7 protein-coding genes are annotated in these 11,790 nt (G+C 66.2%); 3 read left to right on the top strand and 4 right to left on the bottom strand.

Annotated features, from left to right (window positions below):
- Nucleotides 1–358: 358 nt before the first annotated feature.
- Entirely contained in the window at nt 359–2,848 is a 2,490-nt protein-coding gene (locus tag JM949_RS27570) for a tetratricopeptide repeat protein (RefSeq protein WP_203151134.1), read from the bottom strand.
- 424 nt (nt 2,849–3,272) lie between these two features.
- Between JM949_RS27570 and JM949_RS27575 the strand changes: the two genes are divergently transcribed.
- Complete coding sequence (locus JM949_RS27575) at nt 3,273–4,910, top strand: hypothetical protein (protein WP_203151135.1); 1,638 nt, start codon at nt 3,273–3,275, stop codon at nt 4,908–4,910.
- A 140-nt stretch (nt 4,911–5,050) separates the two neighbouring features.
- The gene (locus JM949_RS27580) at nt 5,051–5,980 is read left to right on the top strand and encodes a hypothetical protein (protein WP_203151136.1); all 930 of its coding nucleotides are present in this window, start codon (nt 5,051–5,053) and stop codon (nt 5,978–5,980) included.
- Nucleotides 5,981–6,309: 329 nt separating this feature from the next.
- On the opposite strand, the gene JM949_RS27585 is transcribed toward JM949_RS27580, so the two are convergent.
- A complete protein-coding gene (locus JM949_RS27585) occupies nt 6,310–7,653 on the bottom strand; it encodes a hypothetical protein (RefSeq protein ID WP_203151137.1) in 1,344 nt (447 codons plus the stop codon).
- A 648-nt stretch (nt 7,654–8,301) separates the two neighbouring features.
- Between JM949_RS27585 and JM949_RS27590 the strand changes: the two genes are divergently transcribed.
- Entirely contained in the window at nt 8,302–9,288 is a 987-nt protein-coding gene (locus JM949_RS27590; RefSeq protein ID WP_238433993.1) for a competence protein CoiA family protein, read from the top strand.
- A gap of 145 nt (nt 9,289–9,433) precedes the next feature.
- On the opposite strand, the gene JM949_RS27595 is transcribed toward JM949_RS27590, so the two are convergent.
- Both JM949_RS27595 and JM949_RS27600 read right to left on the bottom strand, forming a co-directional pair.
- Complete coding sequence (locus JM949_RS27595; RefSeq protein ID WP_203151139.1) at nt 9,434–10,612, bottom strand: helix-turn-helix domain-containing protein; 1,179 nt, start codon at nt 10,610–10,612, stop codon at nt 9,434–9,436.
- On the bottom strand, nt 10,605–11,342 hold the full coding sequence (locus tag JM949_RS27600; protein ID WP_203151140.1) for a hypothetical protein: 738 nt from the start codon (nt 11,340–11,342) through the stop codon (nt 10,605–10,607). Before JM949_RS27600 ends, JM949_RS27595 begins: the two co-directional genes overlap by 8 nt.
- Between the last annotated feature and the right edge of the window lie 448 nt (nt 11,343–11,790).

Consider the following 11,790-nt stretch of genomic DNA (forward strand, 5'->3'; position numbering starts at 1 on the left):
ATGGCCACCAGGTACGACAAACTCGCCGTGCGCTACGAAGCCACCCTCACCATCGCCGCCATCAACCAATGGCTCCGGGCCCTACGAAACACGACCTAGATGAAATCCGCGGCAGTTCCCGCGAGGAACTGGACCACCTTCCCATGCTGAACAAGGCCGAGCGGGCGTTGCTGGACATCGCCCGTGGACTCCGTGACTCGATGCGGTTGGATCGTTACGACGCCCCGACGTAGTCTGCGCACCTTCAGAGGCAATCGTCCGCCGAGGGTTTCTGACGCCGCGTTCCCCGGCTGGGACGCCCTGCTCCAGCGATGGCGCGTTGAGCAAACGCGGCCGATGGAGCACCCCAGTGACCAAGTTAGCGCCGAAGTTTGGACAGCGAGGCGCGTAGCAGCGCGACTTTCAGCGTGAACGGATGATCCGCCCCTAGAACGCGAAGAGCGGTTGCGTATGTCTGTTCGGCCAAGACGGATGCCTGGTCGCCGCGCCCATCGAGGTGGTAGGCGCAGGCGACGTGTACCGCCGAGATCAGGGTCTGGGGGTGGTGTTCGCCAAGGACTCTGCGACGCTCGGCTAAGGCCCGTTCGCTCAACGGGACAGCTTTATCTGGACGGCCGGCCGCAGCGTAGGCATCCGCAAGATTACCGGCGGACTGCAACGTGTCTGGGTGGTCGTCGCCAAGAATCCGACGGCGCGCCGCCAGTGTCTTCTCGTTCAAGGGGATGCCACGTGCGAAGTTGCCAACCTGGATGTATGTATCGGCAAGGTCGCTGGCAGAAGTCAAAGTGTCGGGGTGTTCCTCACCAAGAACCCGGCGACGGTCGTCGTACGTACGTCGGTAGAGCTTGAAGCCTCGCACCCTATCCCCGGTGGCCTCATAATCACCCGCTAGATCATTTGCGGATGCGAGCGTAGCTGGGTGATCGTCGCCGAGTACCCGGCGACGACCCTCAAGCACCTCCTCGTGAAGAGACGTCGCCCGCTGCAGATCCCCGGCCCTCGCCAGCGAGCAGGCCAGGTTGTTCCTGGCGGTAAGGGTGTCCGGGTGATCAGCGCCAAGCAGTTCGACGTACCCCGTCACGATCTGTTGCTGGAGGTCAATCGCACGTTTCAGATCGCCCTTACCCTCAAGAACGGAGGCCAGGTTGTTGGCTAACGCCAGTGTCTGGGGGTTGTTATCGCCGTGGACTCGACGGCTGTTGGCGAGAGTCTGTTCGAGCAGCGGAAGCGCACGCTTGAGGCTGCCGGCCGCCCGGTAGGAGGCAGCGAGGTTGTTAGCAGCAGTCATGGTCTGAGGGTTGTCACCACCGACGATTCGCTGAGTCTCGGCGAGGATCTGCTCGTGTAGCGAAACCGCTCGCTTCAGGTCGCCGGCGGCGAGGTAGGCGTTGGCCAGTTTGGTCTGGGCGCCCAGCACGCTTAGAGGATCGTGCTCCTCGCCATCGCGCAGGGCGGCCACGCCTCGTTTGAGATGCATGGTGGCCCGTCGCACGGCGCCCTGCTCGGTGAGGAAGGCGCCGAGTTCGGTGAGCAGGACACCGGTGACTGAGTCGGGGTGCTGAGGAGAATGCCGGGCGAACGCCTCGACGTGAACGATCAGGGAGCGGTATGCCGGCCACGATGCCGGATCATGCCGGTCGCTGGGAAGAGCAGCGATGAGGGCGTCGACGGCGAATTGCCGTGCCGCCTCAATGTCGTCTGCTTGCCGGTGCGGGTCATCCGGATCAACCGTACGAGCGACAGCTTGCACCAGTCGGTGCAGGGTCACCGTCCCGGCGCGGATGTCGGTGCTGAGCATGTTGAAGGCCGCAAGCCGACCGATCGCCTTAGCGATGGCCGGTGGCGCAGCCAATCCATCAAGCAGGGCCCTAGGAATCGCTTCAGAGGAGTACCAAGCCAGTACCCTCAGCGTGTGGGCGACGAGCGGCTGGTCTACGAAACGGTCAAGGGTGACGCGCCAGATCCGGGCGATGGTCCGTTCAGCGTCCCGCCCCTCGCCGGCTGCTGAATACATGGTCGCGGGGTAGGCGGCGAGCATCGAGAGGTAGTCGCGGGGCGCGATCCCAGCCTCCGACATGAAGCTAGCGGCCTGTTCGACCGCGAGGGGAAGGCATCCTAGCTCCGTGCAGACTTCAGCTATGCCAGGTAGGTTCGGCTCGTCAGAGTGGTCCCGCAGTGTGGCTGCGACTAGCTGTACCGCCTCATCGAGGTCCAGCACCTTTAGCCGGATTGTGGCGGACAGGCCGGTCCAGCCGGTCGCCCGCCGACTGGTGACGAGGAATCGGCCACTTGGGCAGCGGGCGAGCAGCCCAGTTAGGTCAGCGGGGTCTGTAACGTTGTCCAGGATCAGCAGCCAATCCTGGTGACTGGCCAACCATTGCAGGGCGCGCTCGCGGAGTGCCTCTGTCGGCAACAGTCCGCTCAGTTCCGGCTGCAATGCAACCGCCAAGCTGACGAGGCCTGCGTCGATCATGGCAGGGGTGTCAGCTGCTATCCACCAGACCGGGTTGAAATCGCGCGTTCGGCCCGCTGCCCACCGGGCGGCAAGGGTGCTCTTGCCTACCCCGCCGAGGCCATGCACGGCCTGAACTACCACTTTAGCCGGGGCCGCCAGATGCGCGTTGAGACGATCCAGCAGCGCAGTACGGCCGATGAAAAACCGCGGACGTACCGGAAGGTTCACCAGACCGTGTGGGGCCTCGATCTGACGGGGCGGCAGTAGCGCGGCTGGGGGCAAGACCATTGCCTGTGCCGCCGTCACCTGGACGTTAGTTGTGCCCGACCCGGTCGAGACGATCCCGGCGAGATCGCCACCGATCGCAACCGACTGGGCGCCGGCCGCCTCCACCGACGACCGCGTTTCCGCTGAAGTCGGTGGCCCTTCACTTTTCCGTCGAGGGCTCACCGCTGCTGACGGGGCGAAGAGCCATCGCCTATGGAAACGATTCCGCCGACATGGCCACCCACCGCGACCGACCGTGCACCAGAGGCACGCACGGAAACGGCCGGGTCTGGCCTGCACTCAGAGTCTGCGCCAGGACCATAGGATCGCGCTCCCAACAATGCCGCGACCGCGACCACGGAGCTGGCCACCCCTGCCAGCCAGCTGGCGACTTCGACACCCCGGAGTCCGAACAGCACGGCGGATAGCGCTAAAGCAAGCGACGCAACGCCTCCCACAGCGACGATCGTCCAAAGGCGTGCACGTCCCATGGCCTCATCATGCCAACCGTCGACAAGTGACACCATGGCCGGCGCGGTGCGGAGTCGTCGTGCAGGGCGGCGGAGCCGACAGTTCGGTCCATTTTCGGACCGGGCTGCCAAATGCGGTCGTGTGCAGCTCCATCGAGTACGCGGTGCCCCCTTACTGTCGGGTGGTGCAGCGATGGGATTCGCTCAATGAGCGGCAGCTCGACCTGCTTCGCCGGATCCACGGCGGCGATGACCTCAGCGGCCCCGACGGCGTCGAGTACCGCCGGTCGGCGCATGCGCTCCAGGACCGGAACCTGGTGAGGGTGACACGCAAGGCAGGGGCGTGGAGGGCGTGCTCGACCGATGCCGGTCGCTTCTACCTCGAACATGGGCACCATCCCGATCATCCCGACCACCGTGCTTCCCTCCCGCGGCCCGAGACGCCGGCACCCGGCGGCATCGCCGGCGGCGCTTCGTCGGCGGACCTGCTGCGAGCGGCTCGCGAACTGCTCGACCGTCTACAGTACGAGGGCGGCATGGTCCGTATCGAGAGTCCCGACAGTGGAACGCGGGCCCGGTACCGCCGGATCATCCACGCGTTCAAGCAGCAGGGACTTGTGCCCTCGGGCCACCACCTGCGCCACACTGGCCGCGACGCCGGCGACATCGTCATCCGCCTCTACACCGATGCCGGTCCGGACGAGACCGACTGGAACCGGATCCGGCTCAACACCCGACGTGTCACCACCGACCCGCATCTGGCGTTCAGCGCCCTCGAAGCCGATCCGGCCAACCTCGCCGTCAGCCCGGACCTACTGCCCCGGGCGTTGCTGCTGATCCGTCAGCTCGCCGGCGAGGCGGCCCGGCGTGGGCATCGGCTCGGGGTCAACACCAAGGCGAAACACCCGCGGGTGTTCCTCCAGGCCGGGCAGGTTCGACGCACGGTCACCCTGACCGAGGAACGCGACCAGGTCCCGCACGAACCCACCGCCGAGGAGCTGAAGGTGCTGCGCCTGCGGCCTTGGATGAAACCCGCGGAGTTCGACGTCGTCGACTCCGGCAGGCTCCGCTTGGAGATCGCCCGGGCCGGACATGACAACCGGGACACCTGGACCGACACCGCACGCGTACGTCTGGAACAGCGCGTCGCGCAGATCATCGAAGGGTTCGAGGCTGGCGTCACCGCCGACGAACAGCAACGGCGGGCAGCCGAAGCCGCGCAGGAGAAGGCCGCGGCCGAGCACCGGCGGCGGCAGGACGAAGCTGCGGCCGAGCGCAGACGGCAGGAGGAGGCGACCCTCGCGCAATGGCACGCCGCGATGACCGAGGCCCGCGTCCGGGCCGCCGAAAAGATCCGCGCGGAAACCTTCCGCAACGCCTACCAGGCGTGGACCACCGCAGCTGACATCCGCGCGTTCTGCACCGCCCTTGAACAAGCGGCCGAGGGGCGCACCGGCACCGGCGGGTACCTCGCCAGTTGGGTCGCGTGGGGCAGGGTCGCCGCCGACCGGATCGACCCCGTCCTCAGTCCCCGTGTGCTGGCTGACATTGACTACAACCCCGAACCCGGATCCGACGACCTGCGCCCGTTCCTCCGTGACTGGGGCCCTCACGGACCACGCAAGGAGCACCGCCCTGATCACGACCGGCAGGCCCAAGCCGGCATCCGCCGGAAGGCGGAATCGTGGCACCACGGGCTGCTCCACCGCGGCGAGTGAAGCGCGTCGATACCTCAACCGTCACCACACTCCGGCTGGATGCGCACGAGCCTGCGCCGGGACCTGCCGCCATCGCGGCGTGAACCGCCAGCACGACCCGTTACCACGCAACAAGCGACGCTTACCCGAAGGACGGCTGGATGAGAATCGACCCCTTTCGCTTCACGGTCGGCGACGAATGGGCGTACCGGCAGTCGGACCACGGACCGTCCGAACGCGTCCGCATCCTGGCCGTCGAGCCGAAGAAGACCAGCGCCCGCCTTGAGATTGGATTCCTCGACGACCCCGACGAACGGGTGGAGAAGGTCCCCGGCTCGCGGCTGCGGGTGCCGTGGAGCGAGGTCGGGACCTTCGACGCGCTGATGGCGAACTGGCAACGCATCGACGATCTGAGCCTCGACCGTACAGAGGAAGCCTGCGTCGAGGAAATCTTCAGCCTCTTGATCAGCGATGACGTAGCCGAATTGCTCTGGTCCCCGGTGTCATGCGCCACCGACATCCGCGACAGGGCCCGGCTGTGCGAGATCATCGGCGGCCCGATCGACGACATCCTCGCCTCGGCTGAATGGTTCGACCACGACGGTCGGACCATCCTGTCACCGGCCGGCACCCTCGAACTGGTCGAGGCCGCGTGCCGTGCCCATCCGAGCCAGGTCCTCGACCTCGTCATCGAGCAGGAAGCCCAGTCCCGCCACAAATGCAAGTTCGGCGGCGCCCACCGCGTCGGCCTCGACAACCGGTCGACCTCACCGGAATGGGAGTACGACTGGTGCCGCCGCCACGACCGGCCCCGCCGCGAACTACTACGCCAGTGGTGCGGCCACCGGGCAGTCACCCATCACGAACGGTTTCTCGCCGCCGAAGCCGAAACCCACCGCCTCGACATCCTGGTAACCGACCTCCTCAAGGCTCTGGACAACCTCGGCGAACACGAACAGGCTGCCCGGTTCGCGGAGGATCACGAACGCGACCGCATCACACCCCATACGATGCGCCCCGTCGTCGAACGCCCCCTACACCCCTCCGTGATACCCGTACGCGAGATCAAGGTCAGGCGCCGTTGGTGGTGAACACCCGTCGCACAACCGGTCCGTGTCCTTAGACCTAGCCAAGGCCCACGGCATCGCGTACGTACGGCTGGTCGACAACGGCTGGACGTACATCTAACGTCACACCGCTACGACGCCCCACCCGCGCTCACCGGCGCGTACTCCGGCTACGCGATGACGCCTGACGGCGGGGGAGAGTACGAGTTCACCCTGCTGACCGGCAGCGCCGAGAACAGACGCTCAGCGCTGATCACAACGGCCTAACCTTGTCTGACGGCGCCATTGCCACTTCGCGAGTCGATCCGATCCGCCGGGCGATGGCACCGAGCCAACAGCCGGCGTCCGGGCAATCAGGCCCAGACTCTGGCCTCCCTGGCGAAGCACGGCCAGGGCCGCGTGCCGGCAGCGAACTCGCCACTGAGCATCGCGGCGACCTGCTGGCTCCAGGTGCGGAGGTCGATCAGCTCGAGCATCAGCTCCGCGATTGCGGCGAAGTTCAGGGATGTCGACCAGAGCCGGTTGCCCGACCGTACGGCGACGTTCAACAACGGCTTCGAGGGGTCCTCGGTGCCGTCGAGACGCTGCAGCCAGGACGCTTCGACACCGGCCTTGGCCAGCGATTCGAGGATCGTGTTCGGGTTCATGCAGACGGCGAAGAACATGCCGTCGGCGATGAGGCTGGCCGCGACCTCGGCTTCGATCGGGTAGATCGCCCAGGGTGGGCGCACGAGGGTACGGCCGGCTTGGTCGATGCTCAGCAGCGTCAGGGTGTGTCCGGGGTTGTCGGCGCCGATGCGGCGGCGGACCCGGGCGAGTTCGGCGCTGAAGCGAGTGCCGAACTCCTCAGCGGTGTACCGGCCGGCGGCGGTGAATTGACTGGCCGCCACGACCGCGCGACCGGACGAGACCACGCCTCCGGCGATACCCGTCCGCGCATGCGCCAAGGCGAGGATGTCACGCAGGCCCGCCAAGTCCGTGCGGTAATCGATGGTGGTGCGTACTGGTACGTAGCCGCTGGGCAACGTGCCGGTCTCGTCGGCGAGGACCTGCGAGGTGTCGGCCAGCAGCCGCTCCTGGGCAGGAACCCGATACCGCTGATTGGTCTTGATCTCGCGGAGCCAGGCCCAGCCGTCACGGTCAAGGACGGTGAGGTCGCCAACACGGATGACGTTGGTCAGGTCGTGGTGCAGCACGAACTCTTGGCTCTCGCGCCACGCGGTCTCGATGACCTCCAGCTCTGTAGCCAGGCCGGTCTTGCCGTACATCGGGCCGGGAGCGTCGGCGCGCGACAGCGCCACGATGATGTTGCGCTGGTAGCCGAAGACTCTCCAGGCGAGTGCGTCCGCGATCGACTTGAGCTGGCGCCAGATCCGCTCGTAGACGTCGCCTTCCAACACCCAGGATCTCCGGTCGGTACGGTCGAGGGCTGTGCCGAGTTCGGGCGCGTCAGCGGTGAGGTTGCGGTGCCTATCCAGGCGTTTGATCTGCTGGCTGATCGCGGCGCGGTGCCGTTCGGTGTCAAGGACCATGCCGCGGAGGCGACCCTGGAAATGGTACAAGTCCTCGGCAGAGCGGCAGGCGCGTGATGCCCGAATCAGATCGATCAATGCGCGCAGGGTCTCCTGGTGTGCCGGATGCGTCAAGATCAGGTCGATCTGATCACCGTCCGCACGATCCATCAACGTGGCGCGCACCGTGCCTCCTGCACTGCCGACGGGTTGGCATTCGCATCATCCGGACAGCTCACCGTATCGGCAAACTAGTTCGCCGCCGCGTAGCGCCGGCGGTAGTGCGCCCGCGCCGGAAGCGAGCCGCGGCCAGTGACACCACGGCGATGTGCAGAAGAGCGCCGACCGTGGCGAGCCTGTCGCGCCGCTATTAACGTCCGGTGCGTCGCGGTGCGGCATTCCGCGGTCGTCGCCTCTTCCCTGTAGGTGCTTGGGGAGTCGCGAGGGGGCTGACAAGCGCTTCAAGTTGCCCACGCCCTCGGCCGACAGCACGTCGCTACGTCTCTGCTCATCAACGCTGACGAGCCGAGGGATCAGCCAGCCGAGGGTTGCCGATGGGTCGTCGTGAAAGGACATGGTCGCTGCGAGCGGGCCGGCCGGGCTTCAGGAACCGCACGTACCCTGCCCATGGTTGCCGGTAGGGGCTACCACAACCGCTGGGCACAGCTACACGGAACTGTCGTACCCGGCACCGAACATGTACCTGTGCCTCTTCTCGCGATGGTCGATGGCGTACGGACGGTCAGCACGCTGCAGTCTGACGAGCAATGGCAGTCGCTACGGACGGACGTTCGAGCGGGCCGGTGTTCCGTGCGGCTGCCGTACTGCGGTGCTGTGGCGTACCTGCGCACGAGCAAGCTCGGTGTGCGGCATTTTGCGCACAGGGCAGCGAGTGACTGCGCATCCCATCCAGCTGAGACCGGTCAGCACCTGTACGCCAAGAACATCATCGTGCAGGCCGCTCGGGCAGCCGGATGGGACGCCGAACCGGAGGCGCGTGGAGAAGGTTGGGTCGCCGACGTTTTGGCCACCGGAGGGACCAGCAGGTTCGCATTCGAAGTCCAGTGGAGTGCGCAGACCCGGGCCCAGTTCGAACACCGTCAGCATCGGTATGCCGCCGACCGTGTCCACGGCGTGTGGTTTACCCGGTACGAGCGCAGCGTCCCGCTTCCACGTCGCGACCTGCCCGTGTTTCACACCGCCTTCGCTGCCGACAGCGTCACCACGGTCGTAAACGGCACCGCGATGCCGTTGGCCGACACCGTCATCGGTCTGCTCACCGGCCGGATCGGTTTTCGTACCCACGTGGCGACTGGTCAGCCGGCCATCACGCAGCTGTCCTGCTTCGAGTACCCCTGCTATGGGTGCGGCAGGGTCTCGCTGTTCTGGGAGGTTGATCGGAAGATCATCGACGGACCGTGCGGAACGAGAGCCGAGATCCGCCATGCGTTGATCTGGGCAAAGGATCGCCCGGAAGCCCGGCCCGACGTGCGTCGCCGCGTGGCGATGGAGGCGGATCGTCTGGGTGTGCCGCTCGCCAATCTCGGATCCCGTTACAGCGCGACCGCCAGAGGTTCCTACACCGCCTTCAGTTGCCCTTCCTGCAACGCCTTGTTTGGAGACTGGTACCTGCGGGAGTACGTGATGGAAGCCCGAGCCGAGGACGCGTTCCTCCTCGTCAAGTTTTCAGGCGGCGGCGACCGGATCGAGCAACCACACTGGTGCCGCGATGCCGGGCAGGGCCAGTGCGTTGACCGTGAACAGGCGGCTGCCCTCACCGGTGGGCCCGATCTCGTCCCAGCGACGAACCGTCATCGATGACAACTCGGCCGACGATCGAGTGGCTGGTGACGATCCGCCCGGCGTGCCGTGCTTGGTTCCCGCTGTACTGCAATCGTCGTCGACATCCGATCACCCACGGATCACCACCCGATCGTCGCCGACGCGGTTGCGCGAGATCAATCGTCTACCGCACCAGTTTGAGGACCGGTCGCTGGTCGGCTACGCCCAGCAACATTCTCACCCAGGGCAGCGGCCACGCGAGTTCTTCGGCGAGCGCCTGCATCGTCAGGCCGTTGCCGGTAGCCAGGTCGAAAGCCCGGCTGAGCATAGCCGGCTGCTCACCCGGATAGGCAGCCGCGGGTTCGGCACGGAAGCCTGGCTGATCGGCCAAGAGGTGCAGTCTTTGGTGTGCACGGCTGGAGGCGGAGTCGGACAGCAGCCCCAGCTCGCGACATCGGTACAGCAGCGATTTGACCGAGACTCCCCACTCGCGTTGAAGCTCGGCGAGTTTGCCTAGGTCGGCGCGGCCGGGGAGGGCGGGCAGGATGCTGTTGCGGGGCGTGAGGAACTCGGCCGCGAAGGTGTCGGCTTCACGTTCCTGTTGGATGTCACCGGGCGCGGTGTCGCCATGGAGTACGAGGTGGCCGAGTTCGTGGGCGGCACTGAAACGATGGCGGTAGACGTTGTTTGCGCGATTCGGGGTTAAGACCGCAACCGGCCGGGGCAGGCGTGAGGTGGAGAAGGCGTCGACGGTGGTGGCGTCGTCGTCAGCTGGTGGAGTGACGGTGACGATACCGTGGGCTTCCATCCGACGGACGAGGTGACTCATCGGCCCGTTGCCGAGTTTCCAGTGGGCGCGTAGCGCTTGGGCCGCGGCGGCTGGGTCGCGGGGAAGTTCGGTCCCGGAGTGCACCTCGCCGCCGGCGAAGCCGGGTAGGTCGATCCAGGGAAGCTGGACTCGCTTCTCCAGCGCGTAGGTCAGTTCCCACACCAGTTCGGTGAAGGAGATCGCCTTCGCTCGCTGATATGCCCGCGTCGCTCGCAAGCTGCGGAAGTGAGCCATAGACGCGTCGAGGCGGGCATGGGGGCGGCCTCTGAGGAAGAACGGTGGGGGCACGCTGAGGACTGCGGCGAGTGGCCCGATCAACTCAGGTCGGGGTTTGGTTAGTCCGAGCTCGTACTGTCCGATGGCCGCTGCCGTGATGCCGATCCGGTCGGCGAGTGCCTTCTTGGTCATGGCTGCGAGTTGCCGGGCCTGGGTCAGCCGGCCGGGGTCAAATCCGTCGGCGATGGCGGCAGGCGTTGCCGTCCCACCAGCGGCAACAATCGGTGTGATGAGTCGGAGTTGTTCGTGCTTACGCATCGCGGTTGTTCGCGGTGGGCTTTCCCGGCTCCGGCTCCCGCTCAGCCGTCGGCGCCTCTACCGGACGCGAGTGCGTCGGGAAGTCGAGCGCGGGCAGGTCACCCTCGTCGAAGGCTCGCCCCGAGCCTCCAACCTTCGCCAGCCCCGAGAACGCGCCGGTCGAGCCTTCCGGCGTGGCGCCCTTAGCCGCTGGCAGCTCCTCCGGCTGGCCGAGAAGCCAGGCGATCGTGCCGTCGGACTGCATGAGGCCCTCACCCCACCAGGACTTCAGCAGGCCGGCATCGGCGTGAGCAACGTAGGGCACGTAGATAATCTTGGTGGCGGGGCTCAGGTGAACAAGTTCGTTGACCACTGCCACCGGGTCGAAGTCGAAGTCCTCGCCCAGAAGGCTCAGCAGGTCATCCGGCGGCTGCGCTGCGGAAAGCGCAAGCGACAGGTTCAGACCGATCTTCGTCGCCAAGCGGGCCTGCTTCACCGGCACGTTCAGGTTGTCGGCGAGCTTGAAGGGCAGCAACAGCCGCTCTCGGACGACCATCAGGTTGTACGAGGCATTCGGCGGCCGGAACTTGTACGCCCCCTCAAGGCCTACAAGTTGCTCCTCCAGAGACTTGTACGTTGCCGGCCACATACCGCCGTACGGCTGCTTGGACGGTAGACCCGACATCTCCTGGATCAACACAGCCCGCTGCTGCGCGTGGTGCAGCCCTTCCACAAGGCCACGCCGCACCACCTCAGCGTCCTGCCCGAAGTGTGACCGCGCCAAGCCGAGACCGGCGATTCCTCGCTCAACTAGCCCTCCAGAGAGACTGACACTTCAGATCCAGCCAGGACTCTAGCGCATCCGCTTTATTTTTGTGCATGACATGCCCACCGTGCGGTTCCCTCGCTGCAGCACTCACCGAAGGTGCTCGTCGGCTGGGGTAAGCGCCCCGGGCCGACGAGGGCTGAAATACCGGCTCACTCACGAAGGCCGCCACCGATCGGGCGGCGTGGATCCGCATCCGATGGGCGCCCGCCACCACCATCCGCACGCGGGTTGGATCCGCGCATACGGGTGCGAGGCCATCGACTACAGCCTCCTAGTACTCCAGCAGGAGATCCGTTTCAGGGCTCGATGAGGGCTTGTCGGGCGTAGTGGCTGATCTTGGCGTCGGCTTGGTGCTGGCGTCGGAAGATGG

The sequence above is a fragment of the Micromonospora tarensis genome (assembly GCF_016803395.1).
In the GTDB taxonomy this organism is placed as follows: domain Bacteria; phylum Actinomycetota; class Actinomycetes; order Mycobacteriales; family Micromonosporaceae; genus Micromonospora; species Micromonospora tarensis.